The sequence below is a fragment of the Roseateles noduli genome, from assembly GCF_050626985.1.
Classification (GTDB): domain Bacteria; phylum Pseudomonadota; class Gammaproteobacteria; order Burkholderiales; family Burkholderiaceae_C; genus Roseateles; species Roseateles noduli_A.
The window spans coordinates 864,255-889,401 of record NZ_CP192463.1 but is presented as its reverse complement, the minus strand read 5'-3'; the positions used below and the strand labels follow the sequence as shown (position 1 = coordinate 889,401).

Genomic DNA, 25,147 nt, shown 5'->3' with positions numbered 1-25,147 from the left:
CTGCCTCACTCGTCTGCCTTGATGTTGGCCGCGGCGATGACCTTGGCCCATGTCGTCACTTCGCCCTTGAGGCGCTCCTGCGCGGCGGCCGGCGTCAGCGGCGCCTGCGCCACCACGCCCTGCTGGGCCAACTGTGCCAGCACCTCGGGCTTCTTGAGCGCCTTGTAGATCTCAGCGTTCAGGCGCGACACGACGTCCGCCGGCGTGCCCGCCGGCACCAGCACGCCGAAGGTCGAGGTCGCCAGCAGGCTGGGGAAGCCCGCCTCGGCCGTGGTCGGCACGTCGGGCAGATTGGGATCCCGCGCGGACGCCGCCACGGCCAGCGGCGTCAGCTTGCCGCCCTTGATGAACTGCAGCACCGCCGGCACGGTCTCGGCCATGAACTGGATCTGGCCCGCGATCAGGTCGGTGACGGCGGGGCCGCTGCCGCGGTAGGGGATGTTGTCGGTGGCGAGCTTGCCCTGGAGCTTCAGCATCTCCGACGCCATTCGCTGCGGCGCGCCGGCGCCGGAGGAGCCGAAGGAGGTCTTGCCCGGATTCGCCTGGATGTAGGCGACGAGTTCCTTCAGCGACTTCGCCGGCACCGAGGGGTTGGCCACGAAGACCAGGGGCACGCTGCCGACGACGGCCGCGGTCTGGAAGTCCTTGACCAGGTCGTAGCGGACCTTGCCCTTCTCCAGCGTCGCGATGGTGGCGTGGGAGGTCATCGCGCCCATCAGGATCGTGTAGCCGTCGGGCGCGGCCTTGGCCACCGCCTGCGCGCCGAGGTTGCCGCCCGCGCCGGCGCGGTTCTCGACGATGACCTGCTTGCCCAGCCCCGTCGACAGCTCCGCCGCGAGGATGCGGCCAATGATGTCGGTGGCGCCGCCGGGCGAGAACGGCACGATCATCGTGATGACCTTGTCCGGCCAGGTCGCGGCGGCGGCGGATCCGCCCAGGACGAGCGAGGACGCCACCACCGCGGCGGCGACGGCGAGGACCTGGCGGCGACGGACGCCGGAAGTCCGAAGCACGGGACGGGGCAATGAGCGCGGCAATAAACGGGGCATGTTGTCTCCTGGCTGTGGTCAGCGGGGTTGTTATGAGTCGTTGTGGATAGCGATGGTTGGCCAAACACGACCTGAGAACAATTTGCTTCCCATTGCTTCAGAGCAAAAAATTCCTTATGTTCCGGAGCCGCCCGGTCAGGGCGACGGATGAAGGACGCCGGGATGGATCTGCGCTACGTTCAAAGCTTCGTGACGACGGTGGAGTGCGGCTCCATCGCGGAGGCCGCGCGGCGGCTCGACATGACCGCGCCGGCGGTGGCCGCGCGCCTGAAGGCGCTGGAGGACGACCTCGGCACGGCGCTGATCCGGCGCTCGGGGCGTTCGGTGAAGCCGACGGCGGCGGGGCTCAACATCTTCGACCGTGCCCGCAACATGCTGCGCGAGGAGCGCGACCTGCGCGCGCTCGCCAACGAGAAGGTGCAGCTGGGCGAACTGCGGCTGGGCGCGTTCGTCTCGGCGCTGACGACGGTGCTGCCGCCGGTGCTGCGGCGCCTCTACGCGAGCCATCCCGACCTCTCGGTCTCGGTCGTCTCGAACGCGTCGACGGAGCTGGTGCGCATGGTCGCGGCCGGCGACCTGGACGCCGCGGTGGTGGTGGAGCCTCAGTTCACGATCCCCAAGACCTGCGAGTGGCGCGAGCTGATGACCGAGCCGCTCGTCGTCGTGGCGCCGAAGGAGCTCGCTCGACGCGACGCGCACGACCTGCTCCGCACCGAGCCCTTCATCCAGTACGACCGGTCGGTGCTCGGCGGTCAGTTGGCGGACCGATACCTGCGTCAGCAAGGCCTGACCCCGCGACGGCGGCTGGAGATCAACGGCCTGATGTCCATCGCCGCGATGGTCGACCAGGGGCTGGGGATCTCGCTGCTGCCGGACTGGTCGGCGCTGTGGTCCAGCGGCTTGTCGATCCAGAAGGTGCCTCTGCCCGGCACGGCGCCGGTCCGCAAGAGCGGCTTCGTCTGGAGCGCACAAAGCCCGCGCGAACCGCTGGCACGGATGTTCCTGGAGCAGGCGGAGGCGCTGTTCGCCCCCAAGATCAAGCGGAAGCGGTGAGCCTTAAATCCTGGCAAAGCAGGCGGATAGGCATTTCCGACTTCGGAAATGGCTAAACACCTGGCAAAGCATCCGGAATGCATCGTGACCGCCATGCCGCTCCGGCATAACAGCTAGCGCCATTCCAGCATTGGTCGCGGCGAGGCCACCGACCAGAATGCGCGCGGGCGGCTCCTCCCGGTCCGACCCGCAGCGCGCCGTCTCCGGCGCCGATTCCCCCACAAGGTCCCCATGAAGAGACAAGCATTCCTCTGGGCCGGCGCCGCGTTGGCGTTCGCCGCCCCGCTCGCGTTCGCGCAATCCCTCCCCGCCGGTCCGCTCAAGATCGTCGTCGGCTATTCGGCCGGCGGCGCCGTGGACGTGGTCGCCCGCGCCGTCGCCGTGCGGCTGCAGACCGAGCTGAAGCAGCCCGTCATCGTCGACAACAAACCCGGCGGCGGCAGCAACATCGCCGCCCGCACCGTCGTGTCCGCGCCGGCCGACGGCGCCACGCTGCTGATGGCCGCCAACGCCGTCGCGGCCAACATGGCCCTCTACCAGCCGCCGCCGTACGACTCGGAGAAAGACCTGGCCCCCGTCGCGCTGATCGGCCGCGTGCCGGTCATCATCGCGGTCAATCCGGAGTCGCCGTACAAGACGCTGGCCCAGCTGATCGAGGCCGCCAAGGCCAAGCCGGAATCCGTCGGCTACGCGACGCCGGGCAACGGCTCCACGCCGCATCTGGCCGTCGAGCTGTTCGCCAGCGCCGCCAAGATCAACCTGATGCACGTGCCCTACAAGGGCGGCGCCCAGGCGCTCACCGACGTCATCGGCGGCCAGGTGCCCGTGGTGGCGCTCAACGCGCTCGAGATCCTGCCGCACTGGAAGAGCGGCAAGCTGCGCCCGCTCGCCGTGCTGAGCGCCAAGCGCTCCAGCCTGTTCCCCGACGTGCCGACGATCGCGGAGTCCGGCTTCCCCGGCTTCGAGGCCTCGGTCTGGTACGGCCTGATGGCGCCGGCCAGCACGCCCAAGCCGGTGCTCGCCGCGTTGAGCGCCGCCGCCGTCAGGGCCGCCCAGTCGGCCGAGGTCAAGGAACGCCTGGCCCAGGCCGGCGGCGAGAGCACGCCCGGCGACGCCGCGGCCTTCGCCAAGCACCTGCATGCGGAGCGCGAGCGCTACACGAAGCTGATCACCGCCGCCAAGATCAAACCGGATTGAGTGGCACCTTTCCTTCGCGAGCCAGCCCTCGCGGCGCGTTCGGGCGAGGCGCGCGCGCCTTGCCGGACGACGGGCGATCTGCGCGTCCGCCGCACGCTCCGCCCGGGTAATCACGCTCGTGATGCGCGGGGAATCGACGTCTCATCGATCCACAAGATCAGGAGACCTCATGTCCATGCCCCGCTTTGCCCCCCAGTCCGACCTCCGTCCGATGCGGTCCGCCGCCTCCGGCCTGTCGTGCCGCGCTTCCTCCCGCCGCGCGATCCTCGCCACGACCGCGGCAGCCCTGCTCGGCGCGTGGGCCGCACTGCCCGCCTTCGCGCAGGACGCCTTCCCCACCAGGCCGATCCGCTTCATCGTGCCCTACGCGGCCGGCGGCACCACCGACCTGGTGGCCCGCACCGTCGGCGCGCACATGTCGCAGACGCTGGGACAGACCGTCGTCATCGAGAACCGCGGCGGCGCCGGCGGCAACCTCGGCATGGACGCGGTCGCCAAGGCCGCGCCCGACGGCTACACGGTCGGCATGGGCGCCATCTCGACCAACGCGCTGAACCCGCACATCTACAAGAAGATGTCCTTCGATCCGCGCAAGGACTTCAGCGCGATCGGGCTGCTCGGGAACTCGACGATCGTCCTCGAGGTCGGACCGTCCCTGCCGGTCAAGTCCGTCGCCGAGCTGCGCGCCCATGTCGCGAAGAACCCGGGGCTGCCTTTCGGCACGGCCGGCGCGGGCACCTCGATGCATCTGGCCGGCGTGCTGTTCGGCCAGCTCAGCCACACCGAGTGGGTGCACGTGCCCTACAAAGGCAGCGCGCCGCTGATCACCGACCTGATCGGCGGCCAGATCCCCGTCGCCTTCGACAACCTGCCCGCGTCGCTGCCGCACATCCAGGCCGGCAAGCTGCGCGCGCTGGCGGTGGCCGGCTCGCAGCGCAATCCGGCGCTGCCCGACGTGCCGACGCTGGCCGAGGCCGGCCTGCCGGGCTACGCGATCGAACCGTGGTTCGGGGTGTATGGTCCCGCCGGATTGCCCGCGCCGGTCGTGCGCCGACTGGAGCAGGCGCTGAAGGCCGCGCTGGCCGATCCGGGCGTGAAGGAGAAGCTGGTCGCCGCCGGGTTCTCGCCGAAGTCCTCGACCGCCGCGGAACTCGCGACGCTGTCGGCGCAGGAGTACGAACGGCTCGGCAAGGTGGCGCGCAGCGCCAACATGACGGCGGATTGAAGGGTCAGCGCGCGGGCCGCTTCACCACCGCGCCGACCTTGCAGGACGCCGTGTCGAACTGCGTCGTCCCCGGCGCGCCTCGGCCGCCGGTGGTGCCGTCGGCCGGCGTCCACTCGTTCACCAGCGGCAAGGTGCCGCCGAAGTCCGCCGCGTTCATCACGGTGAAGCGCGTCTGCCACAACGAACCGTGCGGCGTGCTGAACAGCTGCAGCTTCACCAGCCCGCCGCGACCGGTCGGCAGGTTCACCGCGTAGGTGGCGAAGTTGTCGCTGCTTGTCGCGTCCTTCGCGCCGCGCTTGTAGCCGGTCGCGTCATTGGGCTTGTTCCAGTCGCGGTAGCCGATCGGCAGCAGGTGGCGCAGCACCGTTCCGTCGCCGTAGGTCGCCACCAGCGTGTAGTCGCAGCCGCTGGTCACGCAGTAGTAGCCGCTCCAGCCGCCCGGCTTGTCGCTCAGGAGGCGGTCGACATCCGCCTGCACCGTCGGGTCGATCCGCTGCGGCAGGTTGCCGGTCCACGCCGGCGTCACCACCATCGTGCTGGCCGTCGGCGCCGCATTGAAGTGCGACACCGTGCCGATCACCGTCTGCACCTGCTGGTCCAGTTGCAGCACGTCCGTGCCGGCACGCGCGCGGTCGTCGTTGGAGACCTTCTCGAACGCACCTGTCGTGCGGTTCCAGCGCTTGTAGCCGCCGTCGAAGGTCGAGTCCGGGAACAGCTTGTCCAGGAAGCCCTGCTGCAGGATCGCCGCCTGGTAGTCGGAGAACGCGTTCCACCGGTAGCTCGCCGCGTTGCGGTCGTCGTCGCCGCCGGACATCGGCGTGCGCTGATAGCAGACGCCGTCGACGGTGCGCGTGTCGCAGGCCTGGCCGCTGAACTCGCGCGTCGTCAGCAGCTGCTGCTTCACGCTGTCGAAGCCCCAGGCCGAGCCGCTCTTCGTGCCCAGCTTGTAGGGATCGTCGCCCGCCTCGGCCGCGGCATCGGCGTGCGGCAGCCCGTAGGCATGGCCCATCTCGTGATTGAAGATGGCCGAGTAGATCGTGTCCGGCCGGTAGTCGCCGCCCGACACGGCCACGCCGTGGCCGCCCAGTCCGCCGCCGGTCGAGGCCGCGACCTGCCTGCCGCCGCTGAGGGTCTGGACGAAGCCGTAGAAGCCCGCCGCGAAGGCCTGGTCGCGGTTGGCCGTCCAGCCGCGCAGGTCGCGCAGGAGGCGCAGCATCCGGGCGTTCGTGTCGCCATCGATGGCGCGGTAGTCGGCCCACGAGGACACCGTCATCGCGGGATAGCAGAACTTGTCGTCGTTGCGGCCGGGCACCGCGAGCTGGTCGATCGTGACCGCGCCGGCGAGGCGCGCGTCGAGCTTCGCGATGGGCAGCTTCTCGCGGTACTCGAGGTCGATCGGATACCCTGCCGTCGAGAACGCGCTGAGGTTGAAGTCGGGCACGACCGATTGCGAGGCGCGTGCGCCGAACAGGTAGATCGGCACCGTGTGATGCTTCAGCGTCGTGGCCGGCGTGACGGTCAGCGCGATCGTCCGCGGCGACGAGAAATCGGTCTGACCGACTTCCAGCGTCGTGCCGATCTGCACCCATTCCTTGGGCAGCAGCGCGCTGTACTTGACCGACGAATACGCAACCCCGCCGCCGTCCGAAGTGGGCAGCCGGCCCGGCGTGTTCATCGTCAACGGACCGAGCGTGCGACCGTCCGCGAGCTTCGCGCGGACCAGCAGCGAGCCCACCGAGCCCGCCGTCGTGGACGGCTGCAGCATCAGCAGCGCCGCGCGGTCGGCGACCAGCTGGAGCTTGCGGCTCTTGTTGAGCTTGGCCTCGTTGGGCGACTGCAGGGTGCGACCGTGGGCCGGGATCACATGCGTTTGCGCCAGCTCGACGCCCAGCAGTTCCGGCGTCACCGTCGGCGCGGGCGGAGACACCTGCACGGGCGCCGACGCCGGTGCAGGCGCGGGAGCGGGTGTCGGCGCGGGAGCGGGTGTCGGCGCGGGAGCGGGTGCAGGCGACGGCGCGGACGAAGGCCCCGGCAGGTAGAGCGCCATGGCGCGCACCGGCGCGGGCGCGGGCTCCACCGGCTGCGTTGACACGCTGGAGACGGCGAAGCGCATCGGCACGGACGGACTCGATCGCGCCGTCACGGTCGCCGGAACGGGCGCCGGCGGGATGACCGGCGGCGGCGTCGGCACCGCGCCGGTCAAGGCGAATTTCGGCTTCTTGATGGCCGGTGCCGGCGGCTCCGGCGGCCGCACAGGCCCCATGCCGGCGAAGGCGCGCGCGTTGGCGCCGCCGCCCTGCGCGGCAGCGCTCACGCTGGGTTCGGGTTGACTGCTGCCTCCCGCCTTGTACGCGGCGAACGACGCTGCGGCGATGAACGCGGCAGCGGAAACGACCGCTTTGGGGTAGGGAACCGTCATGAGTGCGACATACGAATCTGCAAAAAGGCGGCGAATGATCAACGATCCTTCCAGGTTCTTTGCCTCGCCTTGACCAACTCTTACGCCTGATGCAGCCCGCTACAGGTCACCCGGGAGAGGTAGTCAGGGGCATCGGATCCCATCGGCGGTCACGGGGCCGTCAGGCTTCGCGGCTACGCTCCGGGGTCATGACTTGCCTCTGGACCCCCTCGCGCCGCGGCCTGCTGCAGGCCGCCCTCGCCGCCGGTTGCGCGCCGGCCCTGCTCCGTCATGCCGACGCCGCCGAGGCGCCCCTGTTTGCATTGGGCGTCGCCTCCGGCAGCCCGCGCGCCGAGCGCGTCGTGCTGTGGACCCGGCTGATCGGCGACCGGCTGCCGGCCGAGGTGCCGGTGCAATGGGAACTGGCGGAGGACGAGGCCTTCAAGACCATCGTCGCGCGCGGCACCGAGCGCGCCGAGCCGGGCACCGCCCACAGCGTGCACGCCGAGCCGGCGGGCCTGCGCCCCGACCGCTGGTACTGGTATCGCTTCCGCGCGCTGGGCCAGCAGAGTGCGGTGGGGCGCACGCGCACCTCGCCGGCCGCCGGCGCCGCCGCGTCGTCGCTGCGTTTCGCCATCGCGTCCTGCCAGCGTTACGACCACGGCGAATACGCCGCCTGGGGCGACATGGCGACGCAGAACCTCGACCTGGTGCTCTTCCTCGGCGACTACATCTACGAGTCCGCCACCGCGGTCGACAGCAAGGCACCGCGCCGGCATCACGGCGGCCAGTGCCGCACGCTGGAGGACTACCGCCAGCGCTACGCGCAATACAAGAGCGATCCGCAGCTCCAGGCGATGCACGCCAACGCGCCGTGGATCCTCACCTGGGACGACCATGAGACCCAGAACGACTGGGCGGGCGACGTGTCGCAAGACCTGGCCCCCGATTTCCATGAGCGCCGCGTCGTTGCCGCGCAGGCCTACTGGGAGCACCAGCCTTTCCCGAAGCACCTGCGTCCGCGCGGCGCCGACATGACGCTGAACCAGCGCTACGACTGGGGCAGTCTGGCGCGGCTCGTGACGATCGACGACCGCTCGTGGCGCGATCCGCAGGCCTGCCCGAAACCGGGCCGCGGCGGCTCCAACACGGTCGACCTGAAGGACTGTCCGTCGCTGCGCAACCCGCAGCGCACGCTGCTGGGCACGGCGCAGGAGCAGTGGCTGCGCGACAGCTGGGATGCCACGCGTCCGTGGAACCTGCTCGCGCAGCAGACGCTGATGGCGCGCTTCAATTCGCAGGATCCGGCGAAGGGGCCGGGCCGCTACTGGACCGACGGCTGGGACGGCTACCCCTTCGCCCGCGAGCGGCTGCTGCGCGACCTCGCGGCGCGGCAGGTGCCCAACGCGGTGGTGCTCGGCGGGGACGTGCACGCGAACTACGTGTCCGACCTGAAGCTCGACTGGGACGACCCAACAGCCCCGGTGCTGGCCAGCGAGTTCTGCGGCACGTCCATCTCCAGCAACGGCTCGGAGCAGTCGCGGCTGGACAAGGCCCTGCCCTTCAATCCGCACATCCGCTATGGCCGCAGCGATCAGCGCGGCTACATGCGCTTCGAGCTGCGCGCCGAGCGGCTGGAAGCCGAGCTGCGCAGCGTGCAGACGCCGTGGGACGCGAAGAGCGCGATGTTCACGGCGGCGCGTTTCGCCGTGGAGGCGGAACGGCCGGGCGCGCAGGCGGTCTGACGCGCGCTGGCAGGCACGCCTGCCGATACCAGTGGACTGCCGACGCCGCTCGCCCTCACCCCCGCCCTTGTATGTAGCAAAGTAGCCCAGGCCGTCACAGGCCGACCAGCCCAGGGTAGGCGCTTCGGCGCCATGCCGAGGGAGAGCGAGGGTCGTGGTGGCCGACCTCATTCGCCATGACGGACAGCCCGAACGGTTGTGAGGTCCATTGAGGCCGTATCGAACGCAAGGAAGGGCGCTGTCATGAGCGAAGAGATCTTCATCGGTATCGACGTTTGCAAGGCTTGGTTGGACGTGGCTCAGGTGCCCGCTCCGCCTTGTATGTAGCAAAGTAGCCCAGGCCGTCACAGGCCGACCAGCCCAGGGTAGGCGCTTCGGCGCCATGCCGAGGGAGAGCGAGGGTCGTGGTGGCCGACCTCATTCGCCATGACGGACAGCCCGAACGGTTGTGAGGTCCATTGAGGCCGTATCGAACGCAAGGAAGGGCGCTGTCATGAGCGAAGAGATCTTCATCGGTATCGACGTTTGCAAGGCTTGGTTGGACGTGGCTCAGGTGCCCGCTCCGCCTGCCGACAAGTCCGGTGCGTTGGCCACGAGGGTGGACAACGACGAGCCCGGACGAGCAGTGCTGGTGTCGCAGCTCAAGAAGCTGGGGCCCACGCTGGTGGTGATGGAGGCCACCGGTGGCTTCGAGGCGGCGCTGGCGGGTGAGCTGTGCGCGGCGGGAATCGCCGTGGCGGTGGTCAATCCCAAGAAGGTGCGCGACTTCGCCCGGGCCGCCGGCGTCCTTGCCAAGACGGACCGGCTGGACGCGAAGGTGCTGGCCGAGTTTGCTCAGCGCATGCGTCCGCAGGTGTACGCGCTGCCGGATGAGACGCAGCAGGAAATCATCGAACTGGTGGATCGGCGAGCGCAGTTGGTGACCATGCGCGCACAGGAAAAGAACCGCTTGTCCACGGTCAAGCACGTGGCGCGCACGAGCGTGCGACAGCACATCGAGTGGCTGGATAAGCGGATCAAGGAGATCGACAAGGATCTGGACGGTCGCTTGAAGGACTCGACGATCTACCAGCCCAAGTACGAGCTGCTGGACAGCGTGCCGGGTATTGGCCGAGTCACGATCACGATGCTGCTGGGACGCCTGCCGGAGTTGGGCAGCTTGGACCGCAAGCGCGTGGCGGCGCTGGTGGGCCTGGCGCCGTTTGCCGACGACAGTGGCAAGCGGCGCGGCCAGCGCTACATCCAGGGCGGACGAGCAGACGTCCGCACGGCGATGTACATGGCTGCGCTCACGGCCAAACGATGCAACGGGCCCATCAAGGCGTTGTACGAACGCCTGCGCTTGGCGGGCAAGCCCTTCAAGGTCGCGATGACTGCATGCATGCGCAAGCTGCTGATCATCCTCAACGCCATCCTCAAAACCGGCCAACCCTGGAGAAACGCCGAAGGCGCTTGACACGGTTGCTCTCCCGCGGGCGGGAGAGGGAGTAAGAAGGGCGACAGTCGGACTCCCTATCCCGCTTGCGGGAGAGGGCGGGGGTGAGGGCCAGTGGCCGTTTCAGGAAAGCCGGCCTGGATCGCCTGTCGACGCTGTCCCGTCTCAGTCCTTCACATTCGGCGTCTTGAAGCCGCCGCCGGCTTGCGCCGCTCGGGCTCTGACTTCATCGAACTCCCAGTGCCACGGCTCCCGGCTCACCGTGCGGACGAAGCCGAAGGACGTGGCATGCCGCTTGAGCCACTCGTAGGTCGGGTTGCCGTCGCCGCCGGCGACGGACAGGTCGAACGCGATGCCGTTCTGGTGCTTGGAGAAGCCCGGTTTCGCCGCCGTGTTGAATCCGGGCAGTCCCCGCACGAAGCCGTCGTGCAGCAGCTTCTGCTCCGGGTAGGACCGGAAGCCGCTGTTGAGCGTGATCCTGACGCCGTCGTCCTTCGCGGCCGCCACCAGCGCGGCGAACGGCGCGATGGTCTTCATGGCCAGGCGCTCGATCTCGAGGTTCGAGTCGACGATCGCGACGAGGTCGAGCTGCTCGAGGAACTCGCCGTTGTCCCACGCGGCATTCGGGCCGAAGCGGTTGGCACCGGGCTCGGGCGGCACGAGGCCGATGGTCTCGTTCATGAAGGTGCCGGCGAGGTTGCGCGTCGACGTCCAGCCGAGGACATCCCCGCCGGCGGCGGCCGCCGCGCGACCGAAGACGATGCGCTTCTTGCTGCCGGCCTCCTCGAGCTTCACCGCGACGATCGTCACCGACGTGCCCTTCGCGATGGTCTTGAAGCCGCCGCCCGGCGACGGCACGAAGGCCATCAGATCGTCGTCGCGCCGGATGCGCGCATCCGGGTCATCGACGACGAAGGTCCTGTCGCGGAAGCTTTCTTCGAGGCTCACGGCGGGCTCCAGGAGTGGAGCTGTCAGCGTAAGCCGGGCCCTCCCCCCGGCGCCTCATCAAAAGGGATGAGACGCGATCAGGCCACCGGACAGCGTGATCGCCACGGCGATCACCAGCGCCAGCTCGTCCCCGCCGAAGAAGTCCTTGTCGAAGGCTTCGGAGTCCAGGATGCCGACGACGCGCCGATCGGCGTCGAACAGCGGCAGGCAGGCTTCGGCCTTCACCTTCGGATCGCAGGTGTAGTAGCCGCCGCCCTCGGCCACGAACGCTGCCACGTCGTTGATCAGGCGCGCGCGGCCGCTCAGGCCCACGGCGCTGTTGTTGCTGCCTGCGGCGAAGGCCTCGGTCAACGGGAACTCGGCGCGGCTCTCCGCGCCGAAGTAGGCCAGCTTCACCAGCACCGACTCGTCGGCGGACTTGCGCCGCGCCTGATACACGCCGAACCAGTGGCTGCGGCTGTGCTCGCGGTAGTAGCGCGTGACGATCGTGGCTTCAGCCAGCAGGCGCTGGTTGTCCGCGGTCTGTCCGCCGAGGATGGCGGCGAGCTCATAAGGCTGCTCAGCCAACTGGCCGAACAGGGAGCAGGCGCCGCCTTCACCGAGTTCCGGCACGCGGAAGCTCCAGCTCACCGGCGTGGCGGCCAGCGTTTCCGGTGTCAGCAGCGCTTGCAGCGCCGCCTGGTGCGCCCGCACGGCCTCCGCGAAAGACGGGGAAGAGGCGGCGTCGGCGAGGTCGGCCCGCAGGCCGCTCCAGTCTAGGTATTGATCGAGAGTCATGGTCGGGAAGGAAACAGGAGGATGTCGCGAACGTCGCCGACAGCGGCGCCGTCACGCGGTCCTCTCAAGATCGAGTTCCCAAGTTTCGCCGACGAGATCCAACCCGAATCCCTGGAAGGGCTCTGTGCTCGTCAGCCGGTAGCCCGCCTTGCGATAGATGTGCTTCGCGGCATCGAGCTGGCTGTTGGTCCACAGCCGCACGCGCTGGTAGCCGGCCTCGCGCGCGAAGCGGTGGCATTCGGCGACGAGCCGATCGCCCAGTCCGAGCCCGCGCGCGGCCGGCTCCACCAGCAGCAGCCGGAGCTGCGCGGTGCCGTCGATCGGCACGTCGGTCGTCTCGTCGCGCGCCTGCACCAGCGCCACGCTGCCGATGTTGGCGCCGTCGCGTTCGGCGATCCAGCAGGCCTCTCGGCGGGCGTCGAAACGCTCGATGAAGTCCGCGGCGATGCGCGCCACGAGCGCCTCGAAGCGCACGTCGAACTGGTACTCGCGCGCATAGAGCGCGCCGTGCCGCGACACGATCCATCCCATGTCGCCGGGCCGGTGCGGGCGCAGGATGAAGCCCTGCTTCGCGAGCTTGTCCTCGGGCGCTTCCAGCAGCCCCTGCACGCGGCGGAAGGCTTGCAGCAGCTCGGTCTGCTGCGCCTCGCCAAGCTGGCCGAGCAACGCGCCGACCTGCTCCTGCGATCGCCGCTCCAGCGGCTTGAAGGCCTTGCGTCCTGCCGGACTCAGCTGCAGCAGCGACTGGCGCGCATCGACCGCGCTGCGCGTCGCGCGCACGAGGTCGCGTTCCTTCAGGTCGCGCAACAAGCGGCTCAGATAGCCGCCGTCGAGGTCGAGCAGGCGACCAAGGTCGGTGGCGGTGATGCCGTCGCTGTTCTCGAGATGCGCGAGCTCGAAAAGGATGCGCCCTTCGGTCAGGCTGAACGGGGAATCGAGCAGGCCCTCGTTGAGCACCCCGATGCGGCGCGTGTAGAAGCGGTTGAAGCGGCGGACGGCTTCGACGCGGTCAGGATCGGACATGGCGGGATGCTCCGCCAGTTACTTGCTTTTGGCAAGCAATTGATTGCCGGAGCATCAGCGAGCCGCGTCGTCGACATTCGCCATGGCGTCGCCGCCACACTCAGTGCTTCGGTGTGCGATCCCTGTACATCGGACGCGCGGGACGGATCGCCGGCGCGTTGCTTCCCGCCGCGAAATTGCCCGGTCTTGCCGCCAGCAATACCGCCAGCAGGTCGGTCACGTTCAGCGGCTTGTAGAGCAGGCGGTTGAACCCGGCCAATCCCGCCGACTCGTCCGTGATCTCCGGTCCGCCGCCGGTCAGGCACACGTACATGACATGGCGGCCGGCCTCGGCGTCGATCAGCTTGGCTTCGGACACCACCTCCAGGCCGTTCATGTCCGGCATGTCGAAGTCGACGAACACCAGCTCCGGCTTGAACAGCTTCAACAGGCGCAGCCCCACCCGGCCGCTGTAGGCGACCGAGGTCGCGCAGCCGTAGCAGCGGAACAACTCGCTGAGGCTGCGCGCCCCTTCCGGGTCGTCGTCGATCACGAGGACCCTCAGCGCGTGCGGCGACGCGTGGGGTGCCGCGTGAGGCGATGTATCGGACATCGAAGTCTTCTCCCTGAATGCAACACGACGCAACGGCGGCCCGCGCACGACAAAGCGCGGGCGGCATCCGCCGTCCGTCCACACCCCACATCGGCAAGCTGCGTGCCCGACCCCGCCCTCCTAAACCCAGGTCCCGCCAGCGTTGTCGCCCGGCTAAAGTCGATCGGTTGAGCCGCGTTCAGACGGCCGTCGGGAGTCCTCCATGAGCGTCTTGGAAGAAGGGTTGGCCGTGGTCCCGGCCGAGCACCTGAATGCAATGCTGCTGGCGCTCCACGCGCTGCGCCGAGGAGACCCGGACGTGCGGCTGCCCTTCCACTGGACCGGCGTCGCCGGCAAGCTCGCCGACGCGTTCAACGAGGTGGTCGAGCAGAACGCCTCGATGGCCGCCGAGCTCTCCCGCCTGCGCCAGGTCGTCGGCCGCGAAGGCCGGCTCAAGCAGCGCGCCACCCTGCCCGAACTGCGCGGCTTCTGGGGCCAGCAGATCGACTGCATCAACGCGCTCATCGACGATCTCGTCCATCCCACCAGCGAGGCCGCGCGCGTGATCGGCGCCGTCGCCCAGGGCGACCTCACCAAGTCCATGGCGCTGGAGGTCGACAGCCGCCCGCTGCAGGGCGAGTTCCTCCACACCGCCAAGACCATCAACCGGATGGTCGAGCAGCTCGGCGACTTCTCCGCCGAAGTGACCCGCGTCGCGCGCGAGGTCGGCACCGAGGGCAAGCTCGGCGGCCAGGCCGAGGTCAAGGGCGTCGCCGGGACCTGGAAGGACCTGACCGACTCCGTCAACTCGATGGCCGGCAACCTCACCGACCAGGTCCGCAACATCGCCGACGTCACCACCGCCGTCGCGCAGGGCGACCTGTCCAAGAAGATCGAGGTCGACGTCAAGGGCGAGTTCCTGACGCTGAAGAACACCATCAACACGATGGTGGACCAGCTGCGCTCGTTCGCGTCGGAAGTGACCCGCGTCGCGCGCGAGGTCGGCACCGAAGGCTCGCTGGGCGGCCAGGCCCGCGTGGAAGGCGTGTCCGGGACCTGGAAGGACCTGACCGACTCCGTCAACTCGATGGCCGGCAACCTGACCTCGCAGGTGCGCAACATCGCCGACGTGACCAAGGCCGTGGCCGCGGGCGACCTCTCCAAGAAGATCACCGTCGACGTCAAGGGCGAGATCCTCGAGCTCAAGAACACCGTCAACACGATGGTGGACCAGCTGCGCTCCTTCGCCGCGGAAGTGACCCGCGTCGCGCGCGAGGTCGGCACCGAAGGCAAGCTCGGCGGCCAGGCCGACGTGCAGGGCGTGGCCGGCACGTGGAAGGACCTGACCGAGTCGGTCAACTTCATGGCCGGCAACCTGACCTCGCAGGTGCGCAACATCGCCGAGGTCACCACCGCCGTGGCCGCGGGCGACCTCTCCAAGAAGATCACCGTCGACGTCAAGGGCGAGATCCTCGAGCTCAAGAACACCGTCAACACGATGGTGGACCAGCTGCGCTCCTTCGCCGCGGAAGTGACCCGCGTCGCGCGCGAGGTCGGCACCGAAGGCAAGCTCGGCGGCCAGGCCGACGTGCAGGGCGTGGCCGGCACGTGGAAGGACCTGACCGACTCGGTCAACTCGATGGCGTCCAACCTGACCTCGCAGGTGCGCAACATCGCCGACGTGACCAAGGCCGTGGCCGCGGGCGACCTCTCCAAGAAGATCACCGTCGACGTGCTCGGCGAAATCCTGGAGCTCAAGACCACGATCAACACGATGGTGGACCAGCTCTCCTCGTTCGCCGCGGAAGTGACCCGCGTGGCGCGCGAGGTCGGCACCGAAGGCCGCCTCGGCGGCCAGGCCACCGTGCGCGGCGTGTCGGGCACCTGGAAAGACCTGACCGACAACGTGAACTTCATGGCCGGCAACCTGACCGGCCAGGTGCGCGGCATCGCCAAGGTCGTGACCGCCGTGGCCAACGGCGACCTGGCGCAGAAGCTGACCGTGGAGGCCAAGGGCGAGATCGCCGCGCTGGCCGACACCATCAACTCGATGACCGACACGCTCGCGATCTTCGCGGACCAGGTGACCACCGTCGCGCGCGAGGTGGGCGTCGAAGGCAAGCTCGGCGGCCAGGCCAAGGTGCCGGGCGCGTCCGGCACCTGGAAGGGCCTGACGGAGAACGTGAACGAACTCGCCGCCAACCTGACCACCCAGGTGCGCGCGATCGCGGAGGTCGCCACCGCCGTGACGCAGGGCGACCTGACGCGCTCGATCACCGTCGAGACGCAGGGCGAGGTCGCGTCCCTCAAGGACACGATCAACGAGATGATCCGCAACCTGAAGGACACGACGCAGAAGAACACCGAGCAGGACTGGCTCAAGACCAACCTGGCCAAGTTCACGCGGATGCTGCAGGGCCAGAAGGACCTGGTCACCGTGGGCCAGCTGATCCTCAGCGAACTGGCGCCCGTCGTCGGCGTGCAGCAGGCCGAGTTCTTCGTGCTCAACATGCGCGGCGAGATGCCGCGCCTGAAGCTGATCGCCAGCTACGCCTCCGGCGGCCTGGCCACGCACGGCAAGGAACTGGCGCTCGGCCAGGGGCTGGTCGGCCAGTGCGCGCTGGACCAGGAGAAGATCCTGCTGACCAACGTGCCGGGCACCGCCTTCCGCATCGCGTCCGGCCTCAGCGAGACCGCGGCGATGGAAGTGCTGGTGCTGCCCGTGGTCTTCGAAGGCCGCGTGCGCGGCGTGCTGGAGCTGGCCTCGCTGGAACGCTTCAGCTCGACCCACCAGGCCTTCCTCGACCAGCTGACCGAATCCATCGGCATCGTGATCAACACCATCGAGGCCAGCACGCGGACGGAAGACCTGCTGATCCAGTCGCAGTCGCTGGCCGAAGAGCTGCAGCGCCGGCAGCAGGAACTGCAGCAGACCAACGGCGAGCTGCAGGAGAAGGCGCAGCTGCTGGCCCACCAGAACCAGGAGGTCGAGCGCAAGAACACCGAGGTCGAGCAGGCCCGACAGGCGCTGGAGGAAAAGGCCGAACAGCTGGCGCTGACCTCGAAGTACAAGTCCGAGTTCCTCGCCAACATGTCGCACGAGCTGCGCACGCCGCTGAACTCGCTGCTCATCCTGTCCGACCAGCTCTGCAAGAACAGCGAGGGCAACCTGACGCTCAAGCAGGTCGAGTTCTCCAAGACCATCCACGCGTCCGGCAACGACCTGCTGATGCTGATCAACGACATCCTGGACCTGTCCAAGATCGAGTCGGGCACGGTGGCCGTGGACGTCAGCGAGCTGCGGCTGGACGAGCTGCAGCGCTCGGTGGAGCGCAGCTTCCGCCACTTCGCGGACTCCAAGCACGTCGGCTTCGCCGTCGAGATGGACCAGCCGCTGCCCAAGTCGCTGGTCACCGACGTCAAGCGGCTGCAGCAGATCATCAAGAACCTGCTGTCCAACGCCTTCAAGTTCACGCACCAGGGCCAGGTCACCTTCAGCGTCACCGCGGCGTCCGACGGCTGGGCCGCCGACAACGAGGTGCTCAACCACGCGGGCCAGGTGATCGCCTTCGCGGTCGCGGACACCGGCATCGGCATCTCCGCCGACAAGCAGCAGATCATCTTCGAGGCCTTCCAGCAGGCCGACGGCTCGACCTCGCGCAAGTACGGCGGCACCGGCCTGGGCCTGGCCATCAGCCGCGAACTGGCGCGGCTGCTGGGCGGCGAGATCCGGCTCGTCAGCGCGCCGGGTCGCGGCTCGACCTTCACGCTCTACCTGCCGCAGCACTACACGCCGGCGCGCAACGCGCGCCCGCGTCTGGCGCCGGCCGCGCCGGCCAAGCCCGAGGCCGGCGGCGCGCCGTCGTCCGCGCCCGCCGATGACCGCGACGATCTGCCGACCCACTCCCCCGCCGCGATCTCCGCCGCCGAACTGGCCGAGGCGGCCGTGCAGCGCGCCGCCGCGCGGCGGGCGCCGTCCGCGCAGGCCGGCCCGGTGGAAGGTCGTGGCGATGGCCGCGATGAAGGCCAGGGCAAGGGCGCCGGCGCCGGCGATGGCGGCATGACGCCGCTCGACGCGCACCGCGTCCAGATGGACACGCCGCCCGACAGCATCGTCTTCGCCAACGTCGCCAAGGACGACCGCGAGGACATCGGCAGCGGCGACCGCGTGCTGCTGATCGTCGAGAACGACCTGGCCTTCGCGAACGTGCTGCTCGAAGCGGCGCGCCAGTCCGGCATGAAGGGCCTGGTGGCGACCACCGGGGCGGGCGCGCTGGCGATGGCGCAGGAGTTCCGTCCCAGCCTGATCACGCTGGACATCTTCCTGCCCGACATGCAGGGCTGGCGCGTGCTGGACCGGCTCAAGTCCGACCCCGACATGCGGCACCTGCCGGTGTGCGTGGTCTCGACCGACGATGCGCGCGAACGCGCCTTGCAGGCCGGCGCGCTGGGCTTCCTGCCCAAGCCGCTGCAGTCGCGCGACGATGTCGACGTCGCGCTGCGCGACCTGCAGCGCTACCTGGACCGTCCGCGACGGCGCCTGGCCGTGGCGATGCCCGAAGGACCGGAGCGGCTCGCGCTGCTGACGCCGCTGGCCGACGACATCGAGACGGTGTTCGTCCAGACCGCGGCGCAGGCGCGCGACGTGCTGCCCGGCGTCGACGCGCTGCTGGTCGACGCGGTCGCGAGCGCCTTCGGTCCGCAGGACGTCCTGGACGCGCTCGAGACGCGGCCCGGCACGCTGCCGCTGCCGGTGGTCGCGCTGAACGCCGAGATGCCCGCCGGCACCGCCGGCGCCACGGAGCCCTCCGAGGAACAGGCCGCCGCGCGCCGCTGGACCCGGCCGCACGGCCTGCCGGTGCGCACGGCCACGGGCACCGACGCGGCGCTCGCGGCGCTGGCGCTGGCGCTGCACCGCGCGCCCGCCGACATGGGCGACGGCGAGCGCCAGGCGATGCACGACGCGCAGGAGAGCAGCTGTCCGCTGGCCGGCAAGAAGGCGCTGATCGTCGACGACGACATGCGCAACATCTTCGCGCTCGCGACCGTGCTGGACGGCCACGGCATGGTCATCGTCTCCGCCGACAACGGCCGCGAGGCGATCCGGCTGGTGCAGGAGGACCCGTCGATCGACATCGTGCTGATGGACATCATGATGCCGGAGATGGACGGCCTGGAGACGATGCAGCAGATCCGCCGCCTGCCGCGCGGACGCGAGCTGCCGATGGTCGCCGTCACCGCCAAGGCGATGAAGGGCGACCGCCAGAAGTGCATCGAGGCCGGCGCCTGGGACTACCTGTCCAAGCCCGTCGACCCCGCCAACATGCTGACCGTGCTGCGGGGCTGGCTATGCCGCTGAGCGCCCTCTTCGACGGCTACGCGACGCCGGACGCGGCGGAGCGCGCCAGCATCCTGATCGTGGACGACCTGCCGGAGAAGCTGCTCGTCTTCGAGACCATCCTGGCCGACCTCGACCAGCACCTGGTCATCGCGCGTTCCGGCAGCGAGGCGCTGCGCGAGGTGCTGCGCCAGCAGTTCGCGGTGATCCTGATGGACGTGAACATGCCGGGCATCGACGGTCTGGAGACGGCGCGGCTGATCCGCGGCTACCGGCGCTCGGCGCACACGCCCATCATCTTCGTCACCGCCTATGCGGACGAGCTGCAGACGGCGCAGGGCTACTCGCTCGGCGCGGTCGACTACATCCTCTCGCCGGTCATCCCCGACGTGCTGCGCAGCAAGGTGCGGGTCTTCGTCGACCTCTTCATCATGCAGCAGCGGCTGCGGCAGCAGGCGCTGGAGCGCATCGCCATCGCGCGCGCCGAGGCCGCGCAGCGCGCCGCCGAGGAGAACACGCGGCGCTCCATCTTCCTGGCGCAGGCGGGACGGGAGCTGGCCGACTCGCTGGACGCGGACGTCGCGATGCGGCGCCTGCTCGCGCTGCTGGTGCCGAACTTCGCCCCGCGCGCGCTGCTGTGGCTGCGCGACGCGGGCCACGGTCATGAGCGCGTGCTGCGCTGCGACGCGCCGCCCGCGGCCGGCGAACCCGCCCCGTTCATCGAAGGCCGCGCGCAGATGCTGTCGGAGGTGCTCTACGACGCCACGCGCACCGCGATCGAGCAGATGATGCCGCCTCTGCCGAACGGCACTTCCGCGGCGTCGCACGCGCCCCCGGCCGTCACCCCCGCCCTGCCCCCCAGCATGCCCGGCCTGCCCGACGACGACGAGCCCCCGCCCCGCGCGCGGCTGCGCCGCGACACCGCCAGCGGCGTCGTGCTGCCGCTGGTCGCCGGCGAGCGCATGCTCGGCGGCCTGCTGCTGGTCGAGCCGCATCAGCCGCCCGACTGGCCGACGCTGGAGGAACTGGCGGGCCGCGCCGCGATCGCCTTCGAGAACGCGCGGCTGTACGGCGCGCTCCAGGCCGAGATCGTCGAACGACGCCAGGCCGAGGCCGGGCTGCTCGAAGCGAGCCGGCGCAAGGACGAGTTCCTCGCGATGCTGTCGCACGAGCTGCGCAATCCGCTGGCGCCGATCCGCAACGCGATCGAGGTGATGCGCGCGCTGGCCGACACCTCCACGCGCGACGGCCAGCCGCACCCCGACGCGCAGGACCGCGACCGGCGGCTGGGCGAAGCGGTCGCGGTCACCGATCGCCAGGCCCGGCACCTGACGCGGCTGGTCGACGAGCTCCTCGACGTGGCGCGGATCAGCCAGGGCAAGATCGTGCTGAAGAACGAAACCGTCGATCTGCGCGACATCGTGCGCCACGGCCTGGAACCGGTGCAGTCGTTGATCGACGGGCAAGGCCAGCAGCTCTGCCTGACGCTGCCCGATCGCCCCGCGCGCGTGCGCGGCGACGCGGCGCGCTTGATCCAGGTCGTCACCAACCTGCTGCACAACGCGAGCAAGTACACCGGCCCCGGAGGCCGCATCGCGCTGACGCTCGTCCACGAGGACAGCGACGGCGCCGGCCAGGACGGTATCGGGCGGGACGCCGCCGGGCAGGATGCCGTCGGGCATGAAGGCGTCTTCGTGCTGACCGTGCGCGACAACGGACGCGGCATCGCCGCGTCGCTGCTGCCGCATGTCTTCGACCTGTTCGAGCAGGGACCGCGCGGACTCGACCGCAACCAGGGCGGCCTCGGCGTCGGACTGACGCTGGTGCAGCGCCTGGTGCAGCTCCATCACGGCCAGGTCGAGGCGCGCAGCGAAGGCCCCGGTCACGGCTCCGAGTTCGAGGTGCGCCTGCCCGCCGCCGTGGACGAGGCACCCGGGACACCGCTCGCGCCCGTCGCTGCCGAGGAGCGCGTCGCAACACCGCATGCGGAGATGGCGGCCGGCCATGATGTCCGCGATGAAGTTCGCGGCGATGTCCGCGGCGATCTGCTCGACGATCTCCGCGGTGACGCTCGCGCCGACGGGCACCGGGACGAGGACGAGTGCCCGTGCCGCGTGATGGTCGTCGACGACAACCGCGACGCGGCCGACTCGATGGCGGTGTTCCTCGAACTCGCGGGTTTCGACACCGCGGTGCAGCTCGACGGCCCCAGCGCGCTGGACGCCGCGACCACGCGGGCGCCGCAGGTGGTGCTGCTCGACATCGGCCTGCCCGGCCTGGACGGTTATGAGGTCGCGCGCCGCCTGCGCGCCCTGCCCGGCGGCATGGACTGCCTGTTGATCGCGCTCACCGGCTACGGCCAGCAGGACGACCGCCGCCGTGCGCACGAAGCCGGCTTCGACGTCCATCTGGTCAAGCCGGCCGATCCGGATGCGGTCGTCGAACTGATCCAGGAATGGCGGCAGCGCGATCGGAGCGCACGGCCCGCGGAGGCCGCCGCGCGCTGAACGGGAGGCTCGGAACGGGAGGCACTGGACGGAGGGCGCCGAACGGGAACGGCGGCCGGGGCACTACGGGAACTCCCCTCTCATCAAAGACGATCGCCATGCCTCTGCCCCTCCTCGCCACCGTGCTCGCTCCCGCCGTCTCGTCGCTTGTCGGCGGTCTGGTCCAGAAGGGCGTTTCCAAACTCGCCGGGCCACGGGCCGGCACGATGGCCGGCAACCTCGCCGGCGCCGTCGCGCCCAGCCTGATGCAGAACGCGGGCTCCGGAGTGCCTTCGACTTTCCCCCAAAGGCGCTGACCGCAACCAGCACGGGGCTGCTCATCGGCAGCCTCGCACCCAGCCATCGCAACGAGCCAGGTCTGCACCCACCCGATCCATGAACCGGGACTGCGACCGGCCACTGCCGCACGGTGGAGTCCCCTTCGGAAGACACACCATGACTGGCCTGTTCCCGCTCGGCGTTCCGAGCGGCCCCCCGCTGCCGCCGGACGATCCGGTGAGCGTCACCGTGGGTCACCGCGTCCTCTCGTCGCGTCCCCAGGTGATCGACGACTTTTCCGGATCCGGCTTCCTCCCGCTGCTGCGGATGCTGGCGCGCGTTCGCAACCTCGACGGCCCGGACGACATCGCGAGCGGCATTCCGACGGCGATGTCCCGGGCCCAGGCACCCTACGCGGAGATGGGGCTGCTGGCGGCCTTCTTCCCGCTGGTCGCCGCCGCCGCGGTGGGCGCCGTCAGGTCGGCGCGCGCGGGCTACACGCAGGACTATCCCGACAGTGTGCGGCGCACCCTGGACCAGCAGCAACGGCTGATCGACGCGTTGAGGCACGGCAACAGCGTGGGCAACGGCGCCGGCGCCGGCGTCGGCGAATCGGAAGCCACGCTGCAGCCGCTCATCGACCTGCACGCGCAGGGCGTCGAGCGATTCGAGGCGCGTCGACGGCATCGCGACAAGGGCCTCCTCTCGCTGCTGAAGCACAACCTGACCAGCAAGCGGCATCACACCCCGGGCAACGGCGTGCTGAGCGACGCCTTCAACAAGCGGGCTGCCGACATCATCGCCGAGCGCCTCGCACGCCACTGGCGGCTGGACACCGAGGAGACGAGTTATCAATCGCATCTGCTGCAAAAGTGCGAAGGCGAGCGGCAGGTCGCCAAACGCATCCGGACCGTCAGGCTGCTGACGGGCATCGGCATGCCGGGCATGGCGGCCGGCATGGTGGCCTCCATGGGCAAGTCGGCGGCCTCCGCCGGCGCGGTGGCGGCGCAGGCCGCGGGGAGCGTGTCCGGCCAGGTGGCGGCCGAAGCGGCCCATCACGCCCTCGGGGCGGCGACTGGCGGCATCATGATGGGGGCCCAGTTGGCCCAGGGCCTGTCGGGCGTCGTGAGCGGACGCCTCCATGCCGCGCAGCACCGCCAGATCCGCCGCGACCGGGACGCCGTGCAGGCGATCGCCGCCGACCTGCCCGAACGCGTTCCGACGCTGTATGCGCGGGACGCGCGGTTCCTGCTGGCCGACAGCGCCAGGAGCCAGGCGTGCGACGCGCTGCTGAGCGCAGGCCAGGGACTGATGCTGGGCGCCGGCGTGTCGACCTTCGCCTGCCCGCCCGCGGCCCTGGCGCTGGCGGTCCCAGGCATCGCCCTCACGCTGGGCGGCAGCGTGGGCGCGGGCATCAACGAGGCGCATCGGGACGGCTATCTCGGCGAACAGGCGCCGGCGTCGATGAAGGCGGCGATGCGCCTGGGCAACCTCGGGTCGCGCTTGCGCGAAGGGACGCTGGGCCAGGTCTTGCGGGAGGTCGCGGACCAGTTCGAAGGTCACCAGGACCGGGCCTCGCTGGCGCGTCGTCGACGCGATCCGAAGTCCCGCGACGGGGAGACCGGACTCGCGCCTCAGGAACAGTGGGCGGGCGAACTGCGGCAGCACCCGGCCAGCGCCGCCATCACCGCGCTGAAGTCTTTCCGGCAGGAGGTGTTCTTCGCCACGGCTCGCGATCTGGCACGCCGCCGGGATCCGGCGACGCAGGCGCTGTTCCACGACGCGACCGGGCGCCGGCTGAAGACGCTGACCGACGATGAACGATTCGCGCGACACCTGGCCGCCGATCCCCAGGCCCGGGCCATCCAGCTGCGACGGCACAACGAGATCCTCGCGCGCCACCTCCAGGCGGTGGACCGCTTCGGACGCGCGGACAGCCGCGAGGCCCTGACCGACCTGGCGCACGTGAAGCGGGACCGCACCGCCCGACACGGGCCCACGCCCCCAGCGATGCGAGCGGCATGAGCGGCAACTGCCACTAGAGCGGCGGAACGGGCGCGACCGGCGCCATCGGACCGACGAAAAAAGGGCTGCTTCCCAGCAGCCCTTTCCGGTTCACCGGCCCCGACTCGACGGGGCCTCGGCGCGGCGATCAGCCGTGCTTCGCGTCGAAGAACTGTTCGTCCTCCGTCGACCCCTTCAGCGCCGCGGTCGACGCCTGCGCCTCGATCGTGGTGGTGACCGCGTCGAAGTAACCCGTGCCCACTTCGCGCTGGTGCTTCACGGCGGTGAAGCCCTTCTCGGCGGCGGCGAATTCCGCCTCCTGCAGCTCGACGAAGGCGCTCATGTTGTTGCGCGCGTAGCCGTAGGCCAGGTTGAACATCGAGTAGTTCAGGCTGTGGAAACCGGCCAGCGTGATGAACTGGAACTTGTAGCCCATCGCGCCCAGCTCGCGCTGGAACTTGGCGATCGTGGCGTCGTCCAGGTTCTTCTTCCAGTTGAAGCTCGGCGAGCAGTTGTAGGCCAGCAGCTTGCCGGGGAACTTCGCGTGGATGGCTTCGGCGAAGGCCTTGGCGAAGGCCAGGTCCGGCTTGCCCGTTTCGCACCAGATCATGTCGGCGTACGGCGCGTAGGCCAGGCCGCGGCTGATGGCCTGCTCCAGGCCGTTGCGGGTGCGGAAGAAGCCTTCGACGGTGCGCTCGCCGGTGCAGAAGGGCTTGTCGTTGTCGTCGATGTCGCTGGTCACCAGGTCGCCGGCCTCGGCGTCGGTGCGGGCCAGCAACACGGTCGGCACGCCCATCGTGTCGGCGGCCAGGCGCGCGGCGACCAGCTTGGCCACCGCTTCACGCGAAGGCACCAGCACCTTGCCGCCCATGTGGCCGCACTTCTTCGCGGCGGCCAGCTGGTCTTCGAAGTGCACGCCCGAGGCGCCCGCCTCGATCATGGCCTTCATCAGCTCGAAGGCGTTCAGCACGCCGCCGAAGCCGGCTTCCGCGTCCGCGACGATGGGGGCGAAGTAGTCGATGTCGCTCTTGCCTTCGCTCCATTGGATCTCGTCGGCGCGCTTGAAGGTGGCGTTGATCTTCTTGACGACCTTCGGCACCGAGTCCACCGAGTACAGCGACTGGTCGGGGTACATCTCGCCGTTGCTGTTGGCGTCGCCGGCGACCTGCCAGCCGGACAGGTAGATCGCCTTCAGGCCGGCCTTGACCTGCTGCATCGCCTGGTTGCCGGTCAGCGCGCCCAGCGAGTTGATGAAGGGCTCGGTGTTCACGAGGTTCCACAGCTTCTCGGCGCCGCGCTTGGCCAGCGTGTGCTCGATGTGGATGGAGCCGCGCAGGCGGACCACGTCGGCCGCCGAGTAGCCGCGCTGGATGCCCTTCCACCGGGGGTTTTCCGCCCAGTCCTTCTCGAGGGCGGTTATCTGCTGTTCGCGGGTCAAGGTCGTCATGGTGAGCTCCTGGTGGTTCGAGTGAAGTTGCAAAACCGATGGCTCAAATCTAGACGCCTCGACCTCCGGCGTGTGAGTCGATGTCTTATATAAGACTGATTTTTTAATCCTTTTAAATCAACAACTTGGAAAACAGAAACCGGATCGTGAGAACAGCTCTTCCATGATGAGA

General features: G+C 69.7%; 16 protein-coding genes. 9 read left to right on the top strand and 7 right to left on the bottom strand.

The features are described from left to right. Positions 1-5 precede the first annotated feature (5 nt). On the bottom strand, positions 6-1,049 hold the full coding sequence (locus ACQ4L4_RS03870) for a Bug family tripartite tricarboxylate transporter substrate binding protein (RefSeq protein WP_431102873.1): 1,044 nt from the start codon (positions 1,047-1,049) through the stop codon (positions 6-8). Between the two features lie 162 nt (positions 1,050-1,211). On the opposite strand from ACQ4L4_RS03870, the gene ACQ4L4_RS03865 reads away from it, so the two are divergent. From ACQ4L4_RS03865 to ACQ4L4_RS03855, 3 genes are all read left to right on the top strand, one after another. Continuing rightward, positions 1,212-2,102: a LysR family transcriptional regulator gene (locus tag ACQ4L4_RS03865; protein WP_431102872.1), complete on the top strand. Its 891-nt coding sequence runs from the start codon at positions 1,212-1,214 to the stop codon at positions 2,100-2,102. Positions 2,103-2,333: 231 nt separating this feature from the next. Further along, positions 2,334-3,299, top strand: a complete 966-nt coding sequence (locus ACQ4L4_RS03860) for a tripartite tricarboxylate transporter substrate-binding protein (protein ID WP_431102871.1) — start codon at positions 2,334-2,336, stop codon at positions 3,297-3,299. Positions 3,300-3,510: 211 nt separating this feature from the next. Next, the gene (locus ACQ4L4_RS03855; RefSeq protein WP_431104865.1) at positions 3,511-4,524 is read left to right on the top strand and encodes a Bug family tripartite tricarboxylate transporter substrate binding protein; all 1,014 of its coding nucleotides are present in this window, start codon (positions 3,511-3,513) and stop codon (positions 4,522-4,524) included. 4 nt (positions 4,525-4,528) lie between these two features. Here the strand turns inward: ACQ4L4_RS03855 and ACQ4L4_RS03850 are convergent, their stop codons facing one another. Next, the gene (locus ACQ4L4_RS03850) at positions 4,529-6,943 is read right to left on the bottom strand and encodes a M66 family metalloprotease (protein ID WP_431102870.1); all 2,415 of its coding nucleotides are present in this window, start codon (positions 6,941-6,943) and stop codon (positions 4,529-4,531) included. 188 nt (positions 6,944-7,131) lie between these two features. Here ACQ4L4_RS03850 and ACQ4L4_RS03845 point away from each other — a divergent pair, with 188 nt between their 5' ends. Together ACQ4L4_RS03845 and ACQ4L4_RS03840 are read left to right on the top strand one after the other, a co-directional pair. Further along, positions 7,132-8,667 (top strand): alkaline phosphatase D family protein, encoded by a 1,536-nt coding sequence (locus ACQ4L4_RS03845; RefSeq protein ID WP_431102869.1) that lies wholly within the window; start codon positions 7,132-7,134, stop codon positions 8,665-8,667. A 493-nt stretch (positions 8,668-9,160) separates the two neighbouring features. Further along, positions 9,161-10,123, top strand: a complete 963-nt coding sequence (locus ACQ4L4_RS03840) for an IS110 family transposase (protein WP_431102186.1) — start codon at positions 9,161-9,163, stop codon at positions 10,121-10,123. A gap of 144 nt (positions 10,124-10,267) precedes the next feature. Here ACQ4L4_RS03840 and ACQ4L4_RS03835 read toward each other — a convergent pair whose 3' ends face one another. The 4 genes from ACQ4L4_RS03835 to ACQ4L4_RS03820 form a co-directional block, all read right to left on the bottom strand. Next, complete coding sequence (locus tag ACQ4L4_RS03835; RefSeq protein ID WP_431102868.1) at positions 10,268-11,050, bottom strand: M15 family metallopeptidase; 783 nt, start codon at positions 11,048-11,050, stop codon at positions 10,268-10,270. Positions 11,051-11,107: 57 nt separating this feature from the next. Next, on the bottom strand, positions 11,108-11,827 hold the full coding sequence (locus tag ACQ4L4_RS03830) for a GAF domain-containing protein (RefSeq protein WP_431102867.1): 720 nt from the start codon (positions 11,825-11,827) through the stop codon (positions 11,108-11,110). 51 nt (positions 11,828-11,878) lie between these two features. After that, positions 11,879-12,850 (bottom strand): bifunctional helix-turn-helix transcriptional regulator/GNAT family N-acetyltransferase, encoded by a 972-nt coding sequence (locus ACQ4L4_RS03825; protein WP_431102866.1) that lies wholly within the window; start codon positions 12,848-12,850, stop codon positions 11,879-11,881. Between the two features lie 100 nt (positions 12,851-12,950). Next, positions 12,951-13,442 (bottom strand): response regulator, encoded by a 492-nt coding sequence (locus tag ACQ4L4_RS03820; protein WP_431102864.1) that lies wholly within the window; start codon positions 13,440-13,442, stop codon positions 12,951-12,953. A 202-nt stretch (positions 13,443-13,644) separates the two neighbouring features. Between ACQ4L4_RS03820 and ACQ4L4_RS03815 the strand changes: the two genes are divergently transcribed. From ACQ4L4_RS03815 to ACQ4L4_RS03800, 4 genes are all read left to right on the top strand, one after another. Then, a complete protein-coding gene (locus tag ACQ4L4_RS03815) occupies positions 13,645-18,780 on the top strand; it encodes a HAMP domain-containing protein (protein ID WP_431102863.1) in 5,136 nt (1,711 codons plus the stop codon). Then, positions 18,771-21,266 (top strand): response regulator, encoded by a 2,496-nt coding sequence (locus tag ACQ4L4_RS03810; protein ID WP_431102861.1) that lies wholly within the window; start codon positions 18,771-18,773, stop codon positions 21,264-21,266. The genes ACQ4L4_RS03815 and ACQ4L4_RS03810 overlap by 10 nt, the downstream gene beginning before the upstream one ends. Positions 21,267-21,364: 98 nt before the next feature. Continuing rightward, complete coding sequence (locus tag ACQ4L4_RS03805) at positions 21,365-21,562, top strand: hypothetical protein (RefSeq protein WP_431102860.1); 198 nt, start codon at positions 21,365-21,367, stop codon at positions 21,560-21,562. A gap of 139 nt (positions 21,563-21,701) precedes the next feature. Then, a complete protein-coding gene (locus ACQ4L4_RS03800) occupies positions 21,702-23,549 on the top strand; it encodes a hypothetical protein (RefSeq protein ID WP_431102859.1) in 1,848 nt (615 codons plus the stop codon). Positions 23,550-23,676: 127 nt separating this feature from the next. Here ACQ4L4_RS03800 and aceA read toward each other — a convergent pair whose 3' ends face one another. Beyond that, positions 23,677-24,975 (bottom strand): isocitrate lyase, encoded by a 1,299-nt coding sequence (gene aceA, locus ACQ4L4_RS03795; protein WP_431102858.1) that lies wholly within the window; start codon positions 24,973-24,975, stop codon positions 23,677-23,679. Positions 24,976-25,147: the final 172 nt, after the last annotated feature.

Coding starts and splice junctions, on each gene's coding strand:
- ACQ4L4_RS03865 (WP_431102872.1), top strand. CDS start 1,212: ATGGATCTGCGCTACGTTCAAAGCTTCGTGACGACGGTGGAGTGCGGC.
- ACQ4L4_RS03815 (WP_431102863.1), top strand. CDS start 13,645: ATGAGCGTCTTGGAAGAAGGGTTGGCCGTGGTCCCGGCCGAGCACCTG.
- ACQ4L4_RS03855 (WP_431104865.1), top strand. CDS start 3,511: ATGCGGTCCGCCGCCTCCGGCCTGTCGTGCCGCGCTTCCTCCCGCCGC.
- ACQ4L4_RS03830 (WP_431102867.1), bottom strand. CDS start 11,827: ATGACTCTCGATCAATACCTAGACTGGAGCGGCCTGCGGGCCGACCTC.
- ACQ4L4_RS03820 (WP_431102864.1), bottom strand. CDS start 13,442: ATGTCCGATACATCGCCTCACGCGGCACCCCACGCGTCGCCGCACGCG.
- ACQ4L4_RS03870 (WP_431102873.1), bottom strand. CDS start 1,049: ATGCCCCGTTTATTGCCGCGCTCATTGCCCCGTCCCGTGCTTCGGACT.
- ACQ4L4_RS03805 (WP_431102860.1), top strand. CDS start 21,365: ATGCCTCTGCCCCTCCTCGCCACCGTGCTCGCTCCCGCCGTCTCGTCG.
- ACQ4L4_RS03825 (WP_431102866.1), bottom strand. CDS start 12,850: ATGTCCGATCCTGACCGCGTCGAAGCCGTCCGCCGCTTCAACCGCTTC.
- aceA (WP_431102858.1), bottom strand. CDS start 24,975: ATGACGACCTTGACCCGCGAACAGCAGATAACCGCCCTCGAGAAGGAC.
- ACQ4L4_RS03800 (WP_431102859.1), top strand. CDS start 21,702: ATGACTGGCCTGTTCCCGCTCGGCGTTCCGAGCGGCCCCCCGCTGCCG.
- ACQ4L4_RS03860 (WP_431102871.1), top strand. CDS start 2,334: ATGAAGAGACAAGCATTCCTCTGGGCCGGCGCCGCGTTGGCGTTCGCC.
- ACQ4L4_RS03845 (WP_431102869.1), top strand. CDS start 7,132: ATGACTTGCCTCTGGACCCCCTCGCGCCGCGGCCTGCTGCAGGCCGCC.
- ACQ4L4_RS03810 (WP_431102861.1), top strand. CDS start 18,771: ATGCCGCTGAGCGCCCTCTTCGACGGCTACGCGACGCCGGACGCGGCG.
- ACQ4L4_RS03850 (WP_431102870.1), bottom strand. CDS start 6,943: ATGACGGTTCCCTACCCCAAAGCGGTCGTTTCCGCTGCCGCGTTCATC.
- ACQ4L4_RS03840 (WP_431102186.1), top strand. CDS start 9,161: ATGAGCGAAGAGATCTTCATCGGTATCGACGTTTGCAAGGCTTGGTTG.